This is a genomic window from Annamia dubia NIES-4383 (assembly GCF_055394725.1).
In genome coordinates this window covers 591,182-610,120 of the sequence record NZ_AP025630.1, presented here as the reverse complement: position 1 = coordinate 610,120, position 18,939 = coordinate 591,182, and the positions used below count along the sequence as shown (strand labels likewise).

Genomic DNA, 18,939 nt, shown 5'->3' with positions numbered 1-18,939 from the left:
TAATTTATAATCAGTTTGTCATTAATTTTTTTGAGAAAAATGGCTATTAAAAGATCATCAAACCCTGATCAAAAATCTACAAAAACCAAAAAAACTTTCAAACAATCTCAACATAGTTCTCAACATAGTGAAGATGATGAGTTACTCATTGCTACGGCAATGTTTGATGAAATAGATAATAATGAAACCGAAGAAAAAATCAGGCCTCATCGTTTAGCTGACTATATCGGCCAAAAAGATTTAAAAAGCGTTTTAGAAATTTCGATCGCAGCGGCCAAGGCCAGAAAAGAAACATTAGATCATTTACTTTTATATGGGCCTCCCGGACTCGGAAAAACTACGATGTCCCTCATTTTAGCATCAGAAATGGGGGTGAATTGTAAGATTACAGCCGCCCCAGCTTTAGAGCGTCCTAGAGATATTACAGGATTATTAATCAATTTAAAACCAGGAGATATTCTTTTTATTGATGAAATTCACCGTCTTAATCGCATGGCCGAAGAATTATTATATCCGGCGATGGAAGATGGACGTTTAGATATTACCATCGGCAAAGGTCAAGCTACCCGCACTCGGAGCATTCCCTTACCTCCTTTTACCCTTGTGGGAGCAACTACGAAAGTAGGCTCTTTAACCTCACCTTTGCGCGATCGCTTTGGGATGATTCAGAGGTTACAATTTTATGAGGTTGATGAGTTGACCCTCATTATTAAACGTAGTGCCGATATTTTAAACTTAACTATCACACAAGAGGGCGCAATGGAGATCGCCAGTCGTTCCAGAGGCACACCCAGAATAGCTAACCGTTTATTGAGAAGGGTGAGAGACTATACCCAAGTCAAAAAAATCGCAGAAATTACCCAAGAATCAGCCTCAGAGGCAATGGATGTTTATAATGTGGATAAAATGGGCTTAGACTGGACAGACCGACTGGTGTTAAACTGTATGATTGAACAATTTAATGGCGGGCCGGTGGGCTTAGAGGCAGTAGCGGCCGCAACGGGGGAAGATGCCAAAACCATAGAAGATGTTTATGAGCCTTACTTGTTACAAATTGGTTTTGTTAATCGTACCACTAGAGGAAGAATTGTGACTGAAAGGGCTTATCAACATTTAGGTTATGGTTTATTTGGTTTAGGGAAAAAATAATTTGGCCTCAAATTTTTAATTATCAACTAATAATTGCTATAATAAAAAACTTAATTTTAAATTATCAATATTAATCATTAATTTTTATTAAAATGACTTCAACTATTCCCACACATAAAAAAGCCAAAGCTTTAAAAACTGGTGGCCGCCGCCCCGCTAAAGACCTTTGTAGTGAGTGCGGCCTGTGCGATACTTATTATATTCATTATGTTAAACAAGCCTGTGCTTTTCTCAATCAACAAGTAGCCAAACTGGAAGAAGAAGCTCATGGTAGAAGTCGTAACTTAAATAGTGAGGATGATCTCTATTTCGGCGTTCATCTTCAGATGATGGCCGCCAAGAAAAAACAACCGATCGAGGGCGCACAATGGACGGGAATAGTCAGTAGTATTGCCTGTGAAATGCTCACCAAAGGCTTAGTTGAGGGGGTTGTCTGTGTGCAAAATACCCCAGAAGATCGCTTTCAGCCCATGCCTGTGATCGCCAGAACTCCCGAAGAAGTTTTGGCCGCAAAGGTAAATAAACCAACTTTATCCCCTAATTTATCCGTATTAGAACAGATAGAAAAAAGTAATTTAAAACGATTATTAGTGATTGGAGTAGGTTGTCAAATCCAAGCTTTAAGAGCAGTTGAACAAAAATTAGGCTTAGAAAAACTCTATGTTTTAGGTACTCCTTGTGTGGATAATGTGACAAGAGCAGGTTTACAAAAGTTTTTAGAAACTACCAGTCACTCCCCTCAAACAGTGGTACATTATGAGTTTATGCAGGATTTCAGAGTACATTTTAAACATGAGGATGGCAGTATTGAAAAAGTCCCCTTTTTCGGCTTAAAAACCAATCAGTTAAAGGATATTTTCGCCCCCTCCTGTATGAGTTGTTTTGATTATGTTAACTCCCTTGCTGACTTGGTGGTGGGCTATATGGGCGCACCTTTTGGGTGGCAGTGGATCGTAGTGCGTAATCAAACGGGTCAGGAAATGTTAGATTTAGTTCAAGATCAACTTGAGACTCAGGGCGTAATGTCTAAGGGTGATCGAAAACAAGCCGTTCAACAAAGTATCCCCGCTTATGATCAGGCGGTAACATTGCCCATGTGGGTGGCGAAAATGATGGGGGTAGTGATCGATAAAATTGGGCCTAAAGGTTTAGAATATGCTCGTTTTACCATTGATTCCCATTATACTCGCAATTATTTATATGTAAAAAGAAATCATCCTGAAAAATTAGAGAGTTTAGTGCCTGAATATGCGAAAAAAATTGTAAGCCAATATAAATTACCAAAATAAATTTTTAATAAAATCAATTTTTGACAATTGACAGTAAACCATAGATAATTAAAAGTTAATTTTGATGATTTTATCAAATTTGATTAAGGCTCAAGCCTTAATTTTTATTTTTATTTTTAAATTTTCAATTATTATTATGACATCTCTTGAAACTCAACTCCAAACTTTACAAACTCAAGCTTTAGGTGCGATCGCCGAGGCGGTTAGTTTAGAACAAATCGAACAATTAAGAGTAAATTATTTAGGTAAAAAAGGCGAATTATCTATCATATTAAAAGGAATGGGGAAACTTTCAGCCACAGAAAGACCAAAAATAGGTAGTTTAGCAAATGAGGTAAAAGAGTTATTACAACATAATTTAGATCAAAAACGTCAAGATTTACAACAGGCACAGATCAAAGCTAAATTAGAAGCCGAAACCCTTGATGTAACAATGCCCGGAGTCAGTCGTCCTTTAGGCCGTATTCATCCTTTAAATAGTACAATTGATCGAGTTTTAGATATATTTACAGGCTTAGGTTATACCCTAGCGGAAGGCCCTCAAATTGAGACCGATTATTACAATTTTGAGGCTCTTAATACTCCTCAAGATCATCCTGCTAGGGATATGCAGGATACCTTCTATTTAGCTGGAGGCAACTTATTACGCACTCACACATCCTCTGTTCAAATTCGGTATATGGAGAATCATAAACCTCCTATTCGGATTGTGGCGCCTGGCCGAGTTTATCGCCGAGATACTGTTGATGCAACCCATTCAGCCGTTTTCCATCAAGTAGAATTATTAGCCGTAGATAAAGGATTAACTTTTACCGATTTAAAAGGTACAATTAAAGAGTTTATTCGTCAATTTTTTGGTGATGATTTACCTACTTTATTCAGAGCTAGTTATTTCCCCTTTACTGAGCCTTCGGCGGAGGTTGATGTACAATGGAAGGGAAAATGGTTAGAAGTGATGGGTTGTGGCATGGTAGATCCCAACGTCTTAAAAGCGGTGGGCTACGATCCGGAAATTTATACAGGTTTTGCGGCCGGTTTTGGGGTGGAAAGATTTGCGATGGTATTACATCAAATTGATGATATTCGGCGTTTATATAATAGTGATTTAAGATTTTTAAAACAGTTTTAAATAAGAAAAAGTGCATTAATTAATTATTAATGCACTTAAACTAAATTACTCTAAAAAACCTAATTCCTAAAATTTATGTTAAGAATTGATTAGAATTTAAAGGTAGTACGGATCGCACCCACCCAAATCTCACTAGCATTCGTACCTTCGGGATCTAATACGACATAAACACCTGGGGTAACGCTGATATTTTTATTGATGGGGTAAAAATAATTAGCTTCCACAAGGTAAGAAGTGGTAGCATCAGAAGCAAAAAATGCTCCACCAGTACGGCTCATGTGGGGTAACATCCCACCACCAAGGTTTAACACTGCGCCATCTTTTCCTAAATCAAGAACGGAAAAGTTAGCCGCCCAGTTCCAAAGTTCTGCTGTTTGATTAGTGGTTTCTGCATTGGCGTCCACATAACCACCCCAAGCGGCAAAGTTAAAGCGATCGCTAATTTCCCAATTGGCTTGTAAACCGAAGCGATCAGCCGTTGTTGGGACTTTACCAAAAGGCTCATCTCCACTAGCCGTTCCGGTATTGCCTGTTAAATCAACATCAGAAGCCCCACCACTGGCCTTATCATGATAGGAGTGAGCGTAGGCAAAACCTAAACCAAAATTCTCACTAGGCTCCCAGTTTAATTGAGCTACGGCCGCATAAGAACCGTTGAAAAGTCCCCGATCAACTCCCGGATTTGAACCAGAACCAGTTAAATAGGCTAGATCAAGCCCAAAGGTATCACTAAACTCAATATTTGCACCTACCCCTGTATTGTCCACGTCCATGCGGTAAATAGCAGGGTTATAGCGTAAGAAACGACTTAATGCGCCGGTACTACTGCTATTCATGTAGGGGTTATAAAGATTTGAAGCAATATTTTCAAATTGTGCTAAGGGTGCTACCCATAATTTAGCTTTATCACCTACTTTGAAGTTATACCAAAGTCTGTCAATAACCACATCATTGCCATTACTATCATCATGACCTAAACGAGCCATTTGAGTAGGAGCGCTAAACTGACCAAAATTACCACTATTGAAACGGGTGTATAATTGATCATTACCATTGAAACTGGTGTCAAAGCCTAAACGAACTCGATTGGCTAAAATGGCATTATCATCGGTTACACTCCCACCAAATTGATTAGCAAGGGTAAAAATTGCTTCCCCTTTTAATTTGGTAGTAGTGGAAAATTGGTTAGCTTCTAACTCGTCCACACGCGCTTCTAAACTATCCACACGAGCGCCTAAAGCTTCTAACTCAGGTCTGAATTGATCTACTAAGCGTTGTAATTGATCAAATTCCTCACGACTCACAAAATCTCCGCCCGGAGCATTGATTTTTTCTAAACAAGCATTTAAGCCAGCCGCAAATTCATAACGAGTTAAAGGACGATTTCCTCGGAAAGTGCCATCGGGATAGCCTTCAATACAATCATAATTTTCGATTAGATTGCGTAAAGCCTGATAAGCCCAATCTCTGGGAGATACATCTCTTAACTGAGAGATACTATTAACTTGTCCCATTTCGGGATTAATAGTATTTGTCTCAATACTTGTATCATTATTATAATTTTCAATCTGTTCTAACAATGAATTGTTATTTTCAGTTGTATTTTCAGCAACATTTTGAGCAACGGCGTTATTAGCAAATAAAGATAAACCAACAACAGCCGGAGTTACTTTTAACAGATTCCAAATTTTTTTAGACATAATTAAACACTCCTCACATATTATTTAAAAATAAAAATTGATGGTGATCGCACAAACAATCATTACATCAGTTTTTAGCTTTTTTAATGATTTAACTCAACGATTGAACAAAGTTAATCAAGTTAAATGTTAAAACCATTATGAATCAAAATAACCTTTTCGTTAACATTTCATTTATTGAAATTATTTATCATTTATCTAAAACATATTTATATATTTTGATATGTTAATCGTTTGTTAATATTAATGTGGTATGGAATAAAATAAGTTCTAAATCGTAAGCCTTGATACAGACAAACATTAATTATTGCTAATTTTTTGCAGTTAAATTGAAGTTGATCTTGATCGGTGGCACTCTAAGCAAAAAACTTCAACAAAAGTGATCTTTGTAATGTAAAATCAAGGAACAGCTTAATCAATGAAGGCTGATCAAAGAGAATTGTTCTCCGAATCGAAGAAAGAGAGTCATAGTTAAAACTCCTCTCTACGACAAGTTAGTAAAAAAATATCTGTTTATATACAATTTTTTACCTTTAATCAATAGGAAAAGACTCAGTATTTAGGGGTTAAACAATTGTTAATTACCAATTGTCAATTGATCAATATTCTTAAAATTTAAGAAAGAAAACCTAAAAAGTCTTGTTCCAAATCCTGTTTTTATCAAAAGAATTTTGAGGAAATTGAATGCCAAAGCAAATTATTATTGCGGAACAACATCATATTGCGGCCGTTTTTTGGGAAGATCAAATTCAAGAATTAGTGGTAGCCACTGGTAATCAACAAGTGGGTGATATTTATCTTGGAATTGTTGAAAATGTGCTTTCTGGAATTGATGCGGCTTTTGTTAATATCGGTGATGCCGAGAGAAATGGTTTTATTCACGTTAGCGATCTTGGCCCTTTACGTTTAAAGAAAAGTGCCGGAGCAATTACTGAGTTATTAGCTCCGCAACAAAAGGTTTTAGTACAGGTAATGAAAGAGCCGACTGGCAATAAAGGGCCTCGTCTGACTGGTAATATTAGTTTACCCGGTCGTTATCTCGTCTTAATGCCCTACGGCCGAGGGGTTAATTTATCCCGCCGGATTAAGAGTGAAGATGAGCGCTCCCGTTTACGAGCTTTAGCCGTCTTAATTAAACCGGCCGGCATGGGTTTATTAGTGCGCACGGAAGCGGAAGGCCAAAAAGAGGAAGCGATCATGGAGGATCTCGAATTTCTCCAAAAACAATGGGAAGTGGTGCAGATCCAAGCCAATTCCCTGCGGCCGCCTTCTTTACTCAATCGGGATGATGATTTTATTCAAAGAGTCTTGAGGGATATGTACAGTGGGGAAGTTAACCGCATTGTGGTGGACTCGGTGAATGGTGTAAAAAGGGTCAAACAGCAGTTAATGAACTGGGAAGGGGGACGGGCTTTAGAAGGGGTGTTTATTGATGCCCACCGTGAACGTCAACCGATTTTAGATTATTTTCGGGTCAATGCGGCCATTAAAGAGGCTTTGAGGCCTAGAGTTGAGTTACCTTCAGGGGGTTATTTAATTATTCAACCAACGGAAGCTTTAACGGTGATTGATGTTAACTCCGGCTCTTTTACCAAGTCGGCCACGGCTAGAGAAACGGTGGCATGGACAAATAGTGAAGCGGCCACGGAAATTGCCCGTCAATTAAGATTGAGAAATATTGGCGGTGTGGTCATTGTGGACTTTATTGATATGGATTCACGGCGCGATCAGTTAAAGTTATTAGAACATTTTAATAAGGCTTTAAGAGCGGATAAAGCCCGTCCCCAAATTGCCCAACTTTCTGAGTTAGGTTTAGTGGAATTAACCCGTAAACGTCAAGGTAAAAATATTTATGAATTATTTGGTAAAACTTGTCCTACTTGTGGAGGTTTAGGTTATTTAGCCCATTTACCCGGAGAGCCTGAGTTACAATGTTTGGAGACTTCGGTGGTTATTCCTTCTATTCCAACGATTATTCCCCCTAGTCGTTTTGTGGAATCTGAATTTGAGGATAGTAAGGACTTAGGTGGATATAATGGGGAAAAAGGTTTTGAGGTGGCCGAGGAAACTCCCAGTAATATAGACTTATTACACCATCCCAATTATCAGGAGCAGGGTGCGGCCAGTAATATTCGCCGCCGCCGCCGCCGTATTGGGGAAGAACAGAAAGAGGAAATTCCCAGTCGTCCGATCCCGAAGGAAATTGAAGTGCCTACGCCCAGAGAGCAGCGCGATCGCCATATTAGTTATCGAGGCCGTCGAGAGGAAATACCCGTAGAAAAGGTAACGATTGATATGACACCACTAGAGCAGGAACTTTATGCGTTAATGGGTGTTTCGCCTTTAATTCGGGTGGAGCAACAGTTTAAAAATCCTCGCTGTGTGCAGGTAACGATTAATTCTGTTGAAAATCAACCTTATCAAAAGTTAAGTGATGATGATGGGGAAGAAATTGTTGAGGATATTTCTACTGAGGCGGAGTCTTTAGTGGAAGATAGTTTTTATCAACAGGATGAAGATCAATCTGATCTAATTTCAGTGTCAAAAGGGGCTGAAAATTTATCTGATTTTGAGGAGTTGCAACAAGATTTAACTGATCAATTAACTCCAGAAATTGAGGAAATTGAGGATGATAATTTAGAAGGTGATGATGAAGATCAACGTCCAATTGTTCGCCGCCGCCGCCGCCGTTCTTCAGCACAATAAGTAATAAATAATCAGTAATAAGTAATAAGTAATAAATCATAAAATAGTTAACTTTATTTGCTAAGAATAATTGGGGACTGCTATTGTGAATTGACTATTTTTAGATAAAATCAGTTATGCTTAAAATATCAATTATTTAAAAATTGAATGTCAACAAGTTTTTACTGAGCAAAATGAATCGAGTTCATTGTTATCGTTTATTAGGTTTAAATTCTACGGCGGGGCTAGAAGAAATTAAGGCCTCCTATCGGCGTTTAGCAAGACAATATCATCCTGACTTTAATCAAAATAATCCACAAGCTCAAAATCATTTTATTCGTCTGACGGAAGCTTATCAATTTCTTAAGGAGATTTTCCCTCCCGATGAGATTAATTTACCCCATCTTTCTCATTCTCAAAATGGGGATCAAGTATCAACAAAAACCGCTAATTTTAAACGTAAAAAGCCTAATTCTTTCCTTCAGAATGAAACTACTGATCAACAACCTTTTGCTAAGATTAATTTTGATCAGAATACTAATAGAAATTATGAGAAAAATACCGAACAAGATCAAAAGTTAAAATGGCAATGTTATGATCAATTAAGAACTATGATGAAAGAAAAAAGATTTGCGCGTGCGATCACTTTGGTTGAGGGTTTAAGTTATCGTCTGCCTTATGATCCTGAAGTGCGTCAATGGCAGGCCATTGTATATCAACATCAGGGAAAACAATTTTTACAGCAAAAACAAATTCAAAAAGCAAAAACTTATTTTCAAAAGGCTTTGCGCACAGATCCTTATAATCGTATTTTACAAGCTGAAATTCAAAAAGATTTAGCTATAATTAAATAGCTTTAATAACTAATAACTAATAACTAATATTTAATAACTAATTAGCTCCCCGTCTGCGTCTACCTCTGGTGCGAGTAGCACTAGAAATATCATATTCAAAGGCCGCTCCAATGCCAAATAAAACTGCTGAAATAATAAATAAAACTTCAAACAATGAGCCACTTTCATAGTCTAATTTTTGGGCTTCAATAATGGCATAGTTATATTTATTCCAAGTATCAACTAAATAAAGACTAAAGGTAGCCAATGCGATCATACGCCATGACTGGGAAAAACGTCCTCCCCAAAAAGCTAATAATAAAGTAGTAGCAATAATTAATAAAATTAAATCGGCAATGATATAAAAGAAATTAACCGGAGTTTTAAATTTAGTCAGAAATTGATCTAAACTATCTACCCATTTTGGCCTTCTTAACTCGGCGTTACTAAGTTCGGTTTTTTCTATCTGGGCGGGTTTTTCCGTTGGAGTAGGTTGTTGTGTTGCGGTTGGTGGGGCGGGTTTTTTTGTTTGTGCTAAAAATGGTTTTGTATTAAAAGAAGAAAGATCCGCCGAGGCGATCAAGGTTTGCCTTTGATCATTAAAAGGAAGTTGGGAAGTTTCAGGGGTTTTTTGCGCCCCTGCCGGAATGATAACAGTGAGCCAAACTGAGATAATAATTCCTAAAATGCCGATCACTCCTACAATTATCCATTGTTTGAGTTCTAAATTTAAACGTCTGGGTAAAACGGCTAATAACATTCCCCAACCCACTAGAATATAAAAAGCAATATAAAACAGGTCAGCAGGTGAAACATAGGGATCCATGCCCCAATATAATTCCCACCAACCATAGACTAGATCCCCTAAAAAATAACAAAGCATTCCCAAACCGATCCCTAACCAAACATTGCGCCCACTAGCGATCTGGGGACTTTGCCAGTTACGATAACATAATAAGGCCGCCGCTAAAAAGGGGATCAGTTCTAAGATATAAGTCCCGATGGAATACCATAAAGGATAATCTTCTTCTGGTGGTTTAACGCTGAATAATAGAAAGAATAACAGCGCAATAAAAGACCAAATAATGCCTATATATACAATTGTTTGACCTTTAAGCAGGTGACTCCAGAGTGATGTTTTTTCAACAGAAGTAGTCATATTTTTGCAATTGAAACTTTAATTTTTAACATTTAAAATTCAAATTTTTAATTCTTCAGTCAACTTTAAGGGGCAGGTTTTGAACCTAATTAATTAATTGTCAATTGTCCATTGTCAACTGTCAACTGATTAAATTGCCATTGACTAGCAATGGGCATTCTCCAACCTGTGCCAAAAGCCCGATCAGTAATTTTTAAGCCAGGAGGGGCTTGTCTACGCTTAAATTCTGCTCGAAACAGTAATTTTGTAATTTGATTGACAATTTGCGCTTGATACCCCCTTTCAATTAGTTGTTGTGGGGATTGATGTTCATTAATTATATGATAGAGAATATCATCTAATTGATCATAAGGTGGTAATGAATCTTGATCTACCTGATTAGGTTTTAATTCCGCACTAGGGGCTTTACTTAAAATATTTGAGGGTATTACTTCTTGATCACGGTTTAACCAACGGCACAGGGCAAAGACTTGGGTTTTTGGCACATCGGCGATCACGGCCAGGCCTCCATTCATATCCCCGTAGAGGGTACAATAACCTACGGCCATTTCTGATTTATTGCCCGTTGAAAGTAATAAATAACCAAATTTATTGGCGATCGCCATTAAAAGATTTCCCCTGATCCGTGATTGGATATTTTCTTCTGCAATGCCAAATTCCGTATTTTCAAACATTTTTTCTAACATTTGATCATAAGCTAACATTGCTTTTTCGATGGGTAAAATTTCGCTATTAATACCTAAATTGTTAACTAATTGTTGGGCATCAGTGATCGAATGTTCTGAACTATAGGGAGAAGGCATTAATACTCCTAAAACATTTTGAGAGCCTATCGCTTCGGCGGCTATGGCCGCTACTAAAGCCGAATCTATACCCCCACTTAACCCTAAAATAACTTTAGAAAAACCGCATTTTCTAACATAATCTCTTACCCCTAAAACTAAAGCTAACCAAATTTCTTCTTCTTGAGTTTCAGGTAAATTAGAAATTAAATGATTATGATTAGATAATTGGGTTTTTTTGACCGCAAAAAGATCCTGTTGATGATGATGATAGGAAATAATAGTAAGATTAGATTTAAAACTACTACCCCGACAAATTAAATCACCTGACTTATTAAAAGCAACGCTATTTCCATCAAAAATTAAATCATCATTACCGCCAATTTGATTAACATAAATAATTGCTTTTTGATAGCGTTTAACCGCATGATTTAACATTTCTTCTCTAATTTTTTGTTTCCCCACCGTATAGGGAGAAGCGGATAAATTAACCAAAAAATCTACGTTTAAATTAGCTAATTTTTCTAAAGGATTGAGGGCATAATTTTTCTGTCCCCAAAATTCTTCATCATTCCAAATATCTTCACAAATAGTAACACCAATTTTAATCGCAGTAGAATCAAAATGTAAAGTTAAAACATTAGCTGTGTGGCCTGGTTCAAAATAGCGGTTTTCGTCAAAAACATCATAAGTAGGCAATAAACTTTTATGAAAAACCTGCTCAATTTTACCTTGATGTAATAAACTAATACTATTAAAAAGGGGTTTCCCCCCCTGAACTTTATAATGATAATTCCGAGTAATAGTTCCCACTAAAACCGCTAAATTAGGGGGTAATTGTTGTGCCAACTTTTGACAAGTTTTTTCAACAGATTCAATAAAACTAGGGGCTAATAATAAATCTTTAGGAGGATAACCACATAAAGAAAGTTCAGGAGTTAATAACAGTTTAACCCCTGCTTGATCGGCAATTTCACCAACTTCTAAAATTTGTTGAGCATTGCCACTAAGATCGCCAATAATAGGGTTTAATTGTGCTAGTGCAATTTTCATTTGAGCCTTCAATTTAGGATGAAAGATTATTAATTGTCAATTGTGGTCGGGCTTAATTTTGACTAACGAGGTTTAGGGGGGGGAGCTTTTCTAACTTTTGCTTGGGCGATCATTTGATCTTTTTCCTCGTGAGAAGTGCCTTGTTGTCTGGCGGCGGGGGTGGAACGAAAACTAACATTTGTGCCTTCGGCCGATTGTTCTAAAACTAACAGGGGAGTGGGTTTCGCCTTTTGATCCCAATGAATAGCAACTACTCGGCCTTGAATAGCAGGTTGCCAAGTATCTTCAACTTCTGACGGATTCAAATATTTCTCAATACACATAATAATTTGTTGAATCGTATTAGAAGTAGATTGAGTGGGCAACTTAGTTAATTTAATTTGCACACGGAATAACACCCGTTTGGTGCGTTTACCTTGGCTTTCCGTTTCATAAAAAATCTCAAACACCTCATCAATATTTCGGCCACTGGTATTAGCCATGCCCACAGTGGCCGCACTAGCGGTATTAGGCCGTAAAGCCACTGTAATTAATTGTTTAATTTGAACTTTAACTTGGTTAATAATGGCATAATGGAAAACCTGTTCATCCATTCTCATGCGAAGATAATCAAGGTTAAATTCACGGGAATGGACAAGATCTGGGTTAGTTTCCATTTTCTTGATCGTATTGAGTGCCAATTTTAATTTTTTCTGAATATCGGCGGTTTTATACTGTTCTAAACGAATTGTTTTATCTTTTTTTTGTAGTTGTAGTTTGCCATAAATAGATAAACCCACCAGTGCGATCGCAAAGATAATCGTAGTGGAGAACCAAATGATTGTCCAAGGGATCCCCCCTGAAGCTTGGGGCTGAGGGGGTGTTGATGGTTTTTGTGCGATCAGTGGTTGACTGATGATGATTGAGGAATACATTTTGCGTAAATTATTTATATATTTTTTAAATTAAATTTATATGCTTTTATTTTAGAATGTTCTAACCAAGTTAGATCTTAAGAATCATGTTATTTTGATTATGAGATGATTTTATTGATATTTCTTTAATTTTAAAACTGTTTTCAGGATTTTCGGGGAAAAACAGGAATAATTTTTGTAATTACCCATTGATCAAATTTCCCTAGAACAGATTAAACTATTGACTGATTACTGATTACTGATAATTAATTATGACGGGTTATTTTGTTTCTTTAATAATTTCTACGGGAATTTTTGGTTTATTCGCACTAGGTTTAAATTTACAGTGGGGTTTTGCAGGTTTAATCAATTTTGGTCATGTGGTTTTTATGACCATTGGGGCTTATACTACTGTTTTACTCACTAAATCGGGTTATTTGGAAAATTTACCCCAAAAAATGTTAGAAAATTTTGATTGGATCAATCAAAATCCTTTGATCAAAGATTTTTTACTTCAACTTAGTTCCATCATGCCAGATTCAATCCCGATCATTTTAGCAAGTTTAATCGGCGTGATTTTTGCAACAGTTTTAGGTTTAATTATTGGCACTTCAACTTTACGTTTAAGGGAAGATTATTTAGCCATTGTAACGATTGGCGTATCAGAATTAATAAGATTAATTGCTTTAAATGAAGAATGGTTAACGGAAGGTTCTTTTGGCGTACAAGGTTATCCCCTCCCTTTAGATCAATTTGAACCCACAATCGTTGGTAAAATCATCATGATCGCTATTTTAAGTATGTTAGGAATCTTTGCTTTATGGCAATTATGGAAAGGTTTGAAACATCAAACTAAAAATCTTCAATTAACTAAAAAACCCCTTAGTTTAATCCTTTGGACTGTTATTTCAAGTCTATTTATTTTAACTATTTATATTAGTGGTGTAATTGCATTATTTGATTATACTTATAAAGCAGGTTTAATGTTATTAATTTTATTAGCCGTAGCATTAGTTTATTGGGCTTTAGAAAAATTAGTCAATTCCCCTTGGGGACGGGTTTTAAAAGCGATCCGTGAAGATGAAGAAATTGCAAAAGCTTTAGGGAAAAATGTTTTTTGGTATAAACTTCAAGCATTAATGTTAGGCGGTGCGATCGCCGGAATAGCAGGTTCTTTTTATGCTTGGCAGTTAACCAGTATTTATCCCACCAAAGCCTTTGAACCCTTAGTAACTTTTAATGCTTGGACAATTGTGGTGATCGGAGGTGCGGCCAGTAACCCCGGAACATTAATTGGGGCAACAATTTTCTGGGCTTATGACTCAATTACCCGTTTTGCTTTACCCCAATTAGTAAAGTTTTTAGATCAAGTTTTTAAAGGAGTAGGAATAGCCGATTTTGTTGATGATGCTCGTTTAGGGGCTTTTCGCATTATGATTATTGGTTTAATTTTAATGGTTTTAATGGTGTTACGTCCCCAAGGAATTTTAGGTAATAAAAATGAATTAAGTTTAAACAAATAATTCATAATTAATAATTGATAATTAATATAATTATTAATTGTCAATTGTTTAAGCCTTAATTTTAATTAAAATACCTAGAAATACGCCAATATTTTTGAATTAAAGGATAACGAAAACTATAAACATTTCCAGATATATTTTTCATCTGAATTAAATAATAATCTTTCATCAACATTCTTAACACAGAAATAGTAATTTCTTCATTATTAGTTTTTGGTTTTGTATTAATAGAATGCCATAACTTTTGAAAGGACATAGGCGGATTCATTGACAAAATATCTAAAATATCTAAAGCATAATTTTTTTCTTCTTCACTATAATAATTGTCAATTCTTTCTCGATAATGATCCATTTTCCAAGGATTAAAAGGATTTCTTAAACATTGATCCACTATTTCTAATATTTTATTACGATTGATTTCTTCATTTAAGGGTTTAATTTGTTGAATTAAATGATGAATATAAAAAGGAATACAATCCACCGCCTGAGCTATTTCTTGGGCGATTGCTTCTCGATTTTGACAGTTAATTTTTTCCCCTTCCATTAACTTTAAAGTTAAATCAATCCCATCCCTTAAACTTAACGGATGGCCGTCAACCGCATACATATCATTGGTAGGATCATGACGATAACCCGATTGTTGTAAATGACGGATAATGTGATGTAGCCCGATCGAGCCTGAAAATAACATCCTCACATCGGCATAGGTTTGACGCACCGATCTAAGGGTATCCAACAACTCCATCGCCGCCTCATTAGAAAAATTCCCTAACATATGGGAGATTTCATCCCAGATAAAAACGACTTGACGCTCTTGAATTGTCAATAAATCTTCAAGAGTTTTTATGAGTAAAATCTTCCAATATTGATCTAAACCAACGGGAAAACGATAATCATTAAAAGAATATCCAGTAATTTGACTCACAAAGTCCCGAACCCTTCTGGCCGTGCCAAGATCGCGCAAATAGGTTTCTAAATCTTGCCAGATCGCCTCCACAAAATCAATAGGAGTTCTAATATTTTCCACATCACGATAAATAACTAAAAGATCGCTGGGGGCTTGAAGTTTCATCTTTTTTAAAACCGTACTTTTACCAATTCGCCTTTCCCCCAAATAAATTAAACTTTGTTGACGCAATCTTTCCCATAAATTAAGAATAAATTGATCCCTGCCAATTACTTCCTGTGGTGCAATTTCGCCCCCCGGATTTGCCTTAAAATAACCATGTTTAAACTGAAAATTTTTAATAGTATCATTCCAATCTTTTTCAGGTTTAGAAGCCTCTTGCCAATCCAAATTTAACTCTTGACAAAGACGAATAAAAGTGTTGATAGACACAGGTTTACTATTAAGAAATTTAGCAACAGAATCAACAGAAATTTGTAAATTTTCAGCAATTTTTTTTCTAGTTAATTGCTTAAGGGCTAAAACTTCTTCAATTTGAAAAAGAGAATTTTTGTTTAATTGTAAGGTTTTGCGAATCATATTATTGTTTTAATAATTGTAAAAATACAATAGATAATGAATTTTAAGGAGTTTCAATCATGAAAAATATTGATCTAACAACAAATACATCAAATATTCATGAAATTTTAGCGTTAGCAGTAGAAGAAACTGTTATTATTAAAACTGCTAACGATAAAGAATTTCTATATCTTACTATTCATCAATAATTACTCTTTGAGTAATTAAAGTCATGCCGTCACCCCTCACCAAAAGGGCAGATAACCAACGCTGATCAGCTACTAAAGGAGCTTTTACCCATTTAAAAATACCACCTGCTGATAAGATTTCTAAATCAAAAGAACTAGGGTTTAAATAAAGATTTCCAGTGGTACGTTCTTCAATTACTGACCCTAAAAGAAGGTCATTTCCTAATGGTTCATTTACAATAACATCAAAGGGAAATCTCTCTCCTCGTTTGACTCTTTCCGGTAAATTAACTGTTACTTGTGGAGGATTTTCTCCTGAAGTTAATTGAGTTTTTTCCGCTAAAATTTCTTGACGAATAATTTGTTGATTTTCAATATATTGGCGAGATGTTAAAGTAGAATTAAGCCACACTAAACGCCCATCTAAAATTTGTGTTCCTTGAATAGTTGTTAAAGTTTCAACAATTATTTGATTACCATTTTGTTCCCAAGAATTTAATTGTGTGCGATAATTCAAATTAGGAAAACGATACCATAAAGCATTTAAAGATTGAGATAAAATATCAGTGTTAATACCATCAGAATTAGTAAAATTGGTATTATAAAAAGCTAAAACCTGATTAAGATTATGTTCATTGGCCGCACTTTCAATCTGTTCTAATAAAGTTTTTAACTCAGCAGGAGCATTGTCCGCCGTTTGAGCGCTAGAAATTTGACCACAACTGATAGTTAAACCAATTCCTAACAAAAAAGAAACAAGAGACTTTTTAAAATAGGGAAATTTCATAATTAATAAATATTTTTCTTGTAAATTAATTACTTATATTGTAATTTGTTATTAACCAATAATTATCAATCTTGAATTTTAATTTTTAACTGTTTATGGAATCTAAACCACGTTTATTAATAGCGGCTAGTGGCACAGGTGGCCATCTTTTCCCCGCCCTTGCTGTTGCTCAAAAATTACCCCATTATCATATTGAATGGTTGGGCGTTCCAGACCGCCTTGAAACGACTTTAGTTCCTCAATCTTATCCTCTACATAAAATTCCTGTCAGTGGGTTTCAAAAACCTTTAGGACTCAATACCCTCATAACTATTATTAATTTAATTAAAAGTTTTTTTCAAGTTTATTTTCTTTTAAAAAACAATAAAATCAACTTTGTTTTAACAACGGGCGGTTATATTGCCGCACCTGCCATTTTAGCGGCTTATATGGCCAAAATTCCCGTCATTTTACATGAATCTAACTGTTTACCGGGGAAAGTAACCCGTGTGTTTGGGCGTTTTTGTAATTTAGTTGCCCTTGGCTTTGAACAAAGTAGTAAATATTTACCAAAAATTCACACCCGATGGTTAAGTACCCCCGTCAGAACTGAGTTTTTAGAGCCTCAGCTTCTTGAGTTACCCATTCCCGAAAATGTGCCTTTAATCGTAGTTATGGGAGGCTCACAAGGAGCAGTTGGTATTAATAAAATAGTAAGAGAATGCGCTTTAAGTTGGTTAGAAAAAGGGGCTTATATTGTTCATTTAACAGGAACACAAGACCTCGAAAAAGATAATTTTCACCATCCTCAGTATTTTTGTTTTCCTTTTTATGAAAATATGGCTGGATTATTACAAAGGGCTGATCTAGCCATCAGTCGGGCTGGGGCGAGTGCTTTAACCGAGTTAGCCTTCACCCAAACCCCTTCTATTTTAATCCCCTATCCCTACGCCGCCGAGGATCATCAGCGTTATAATGCACAGGTTTTTGCCGAAGCTGGATCGGCCTATCTTTATGAGCAGAAAAATTTAACTTTTGATTTATTAAAAGAAAAAGTTTTATTATTATTAAATAATCCCACATTATTAACAGAAATGAAGGGAAAAACTAGCCAGTTAATTTTAAAAGATAGTGCGGAAAAATTAGCTAATTTAATTGAAGAATATGTCAATACCTAAGCTTGGCAATATAAACCAGTGCCTTCAGGATCAAAAATTTTTTGATTTTAACTGTTGATTTTGTTGATCAATCAAGAGCTTAACCTCCAATTAAAATTAAAGCCCAATGGCCAATTTTTAAAGAGACTGATTTAATTAATAATTGAATTTGTTTAGTTAATTGTTCTCTTTGATTGATTAAATAAATACTAATTAAGGTTAAACTTACCCCAAACCATTGTAAATTACTTAAAACTTCATCTAATAATAAATTCCCAAAAAGTAAGGCGAAAACTGGTGTTAAAAAAGTTAAAGCACTTAAACTGGTTAAATTACCCTTTGTTGCTAAAAAGAAAAAGATTCCATAAGCTAAAGCACTACCAAAAAGTGTAGAATAAGTTAAACTTAACCAATTACTAAAAGTTAAATTAATTAGTTGATTTGATTCGGTCAAATTTGATAGAATTAATAAAGGAATACCCCCTAAAATCATGTGCCAACCTGTGGCTATAATGGGGTCAACATGGCGGGTTACATATTTAATTAAAATTGTACCCACGGCCATGGATAAAGAAGCCCATAACATTAATAATTCACCACTATTAAAAACACTTGACCAAGTAAAAGAAATGTCGTTAAAATTACCTTGAAATAGATCAAAAATTAGTTGATCTGGTAAACCAATTAAACTAATACCAATTATGCCAATTAATAAGCCTAAAATTCCCCAAAAACCGATCATTTCACTAAATAACCATGCTGATAATAAGGCCACTGCTAAAGGTTGGGAGTCTATGATCACCGATCCTAAACCTGCGTTAGTTCTTTGTAAACCTTGCGCTAAAAAACCTTGAAACATTGTGCCATCTATTAAGCCAAATAGGGCGATCCACAACCATGCTTTTAAACTTTGGGGTTGTTTTCGGCCTAAAATAGTCGCCGTGAGTAAAACTAAAATTCCCGCCGGAATTAAGCGAAAAGCCGCAATAAATAAGGGGGTGGTGTGGGGCATAACCCCTTTCATGGCTACCATAGCCGTTCCCCAAAAAAAGAAAGGAGCGATTAAAATTAGTGCAGTTACTGAAAAAATTGAGGCTTTAGGGCTAATTTGCATAAATACTGATGATCTTATCTTTTATAATGGGTCTTAATATGTCTTAACATTATT

14 protein-coding genes are annotated in these 18,939 nt (G+C 35.7%); 7 read left to right on the top strand and 7 right to left on the bottom strand.

Features of this window, described 5'->3' with window-relative positions; translation table 11 throughout:
- Positions 1-39 precede the first annotated feature (39 nt).
- From ruvB to pheS, 3 genes are all read left to right on the top strand, one after another.
- Positions 40-1,149, top strand: coding sequence for a Holliday junction branch migration DNA helicase RuvB (ruvB, locus tag Anndu_RS02880; protein ID WP_464102922.1), 1,110 nt, complete (start codon positions 40-42; stop codon positions 1,147-1,149).
- A gap of 92 nt (positions 1,150-1,241) precedes the next feature.
- Positions 1,242-2,438: a Coenzyme F420 hydrogenase/dehydrogenase, beta subunit C-terminal domain gene (locus tag Anndu_RS02875; RefSeq protein ID WP_464102921.1), complete on the top strand. Its 1,197-nt coding sequence runs from the start codon at positions 1,242-1,244 to the stop codon at positions 2,436-2,438.
- Between the two features lie 136 nt (positions 2,439-2,574).
- Positions 2,575-3,567 (top strand): phenylalanine--tRNA ligase subunit alpha, encoded by a 993-nt coding sequence (pheS, locus tag Anndu_RS02870; RefSeq protein WP_464102920.1) that lies wholly within the window; start codon positions 2,575-2,577, stop codon positions 3,565-3,567.
- A gap of 89 nt (positions 3,568-3,656) precedes the next feature.
- Here the strand turns inward: pheS and Anndu_RS02865 are convergent, their stop codons facing one another.
- Positions 3,657-5,267, bottom strand: a complete 1,611-nt coding sequence (locus Anndu_RS02865) for an iron uptake porin (RefSeq protein ID WP_464102919.1) — start codon at positions 5,265-5,267, stop codon at positions 3,657-3,659.
- 684 nt (positions 5,268-5,951) lie between these two features.
- On the opposite strand from Anndu_RS02865, the gene rne reads away from it, so the two are divergent.
- Both rne and Anndu_RS02855 read left to right on the top strand, forming a co-directional pair.
- Positions 5,952-7,973, top strand: coding sequence for a ribonuclease E (gene rne / locus Anndu_RS02860; RefSeq protein WP_464102918.1), 2,022 nt, complete (start codon positions 5,952-5,954; stop codon positions 7,971-7,973).
- 173 nt (positions 7,974-8,146) lie between these two features.
- On the top strand, positions 8,147-8,806 hold the full coding sequence (locus Anndu_RS02855) for a J domain-containing protein (protein ID WP_464102917.1): 660 nt from the start codon (positions 8,147-8,149) through the stop codon (positions 8,804-8,806).
- A 37-nt stretch (positions 8,807-8,843) separates the two neighbouring features.
- Here Anndu_RS02855 and Anndu_RS02850 read toward each other — a convergent pair whose 3' ends face one another.
- The 3 genes from Anndu_RS02850 to Anndu_RS02840 all read right to left on the bottom strand — a co-directional run bounded on the left by Anndu_RS02850 (position 8,844) and on the right by Anndu_RS02840 (position 12,693).
- Entirely contained in the window at positions 8,844-9,944 is a 1,101-nt protein-coding gene (locus Anndu_RS02850) for a hypothetical protein (protein WP_464102916.1), read from the bottom strand.
- 89 nt (positions 9,945-10,033) lie between these two features.
- Positions 10,034-11,779, bottom strand: coding sequence for an NAD+ synthase (locus Anndu_RS02845; protein ID WP_464102915.1), 1,746 nt, complete (start codon positions 11,777-11,779; stop codon positions 10,034-10,036).
- A 62-nt stretch (positions 11,780-11,841) separates the two neighbouring features.
- Positions 11,842-12,693 (bottom strand): hypothetical protein, encoded by an 852-nt coding sequence (locus tag Anndu_RS02840; protein WP_464102914.1) that lies wholly within the window; start codon positions 12,691-12,693, stop codon positions 11,842-11,844.
- A 251-nt stretch (positions 12,694-12,944) separates the two neighbouring features.
- Here Anndu_RS02840 and Anndu_RS02835 point away from each other — a divergent pair, with 251 nt between their 5' ends.
- Positions 12,945-14,195 carry a branched-chain amino acid ABC transporter permease gene (locus tag Anndu_RS02835; protein ID WP_464102913.1) on the top strand — a complete coding sequence of 417 codons (1,251 nt, stop codon included), beginning with the start codon at positions 12,945-12,947 and terminating at the stop codon, positions 14,193-14,195.
- A 61-nt stretch (positions 14,196-14,256) separates the two neighbouring features.
- Here the strand turns inward: Anndu_RS02835 and Anndu_RS02830 are convergent, their stop codons facing one another.
- On the bottom strand, positions 14,257-15,681 hold the full coding sequence (locus Anndu_RS02830; protein ID WP_464102912.1) for an AAA family ATPase: 1,425 nt from the start codon (positions 15,679-15,681) through the stop codon (positions 14,257-14,259).
- Between the two features lie 174 nt (positions 15,682-15,855).
- Entirely contained in the window at positions 15,856-16,635 is a 780-nt protein-coding gene (locus tag Anndu_RS02825) for a nuclear transport factor 2 family protein (protein WP_464102911.1), read from the bottom strand.
- A gap of 95 nt (positions 16,636-16,730) precedes the next feature.
- On the opposite strand from Anndu_RS02825, the gene murG reads away from it, so the two are divergent.
- A complete protein-coding gene (gene murG, locus Anndu_RS02820) occupies positions 16,731-17,792 on the top strand; it encodes an undecaprenyldiphospho-muramoylpentapeptide beta-N-acetylglucosaminyltransferase (protein WP_464102910.1) in 1,062 nt (353 codons plus the stop codon).
- A 79-nt stretch (positions 17,793-17,871) separates the two neighbouring features.
- Here the strand turns inward: murG and Anndu_RS02815 are convergent, their stop codons facing one another.
- A complete protein-coding gene (locus Anndu_RS02815) occupies positions 17,872-18,885 on the bottom strand; it encodes a DMT family transporter (RefSeq protein WP_464102909.1) in 1,014 nt (337 codons plus the stop codon).
- Between the last annotated feature and the right edge of the window lie 54 nt (positions 18,886-18,939).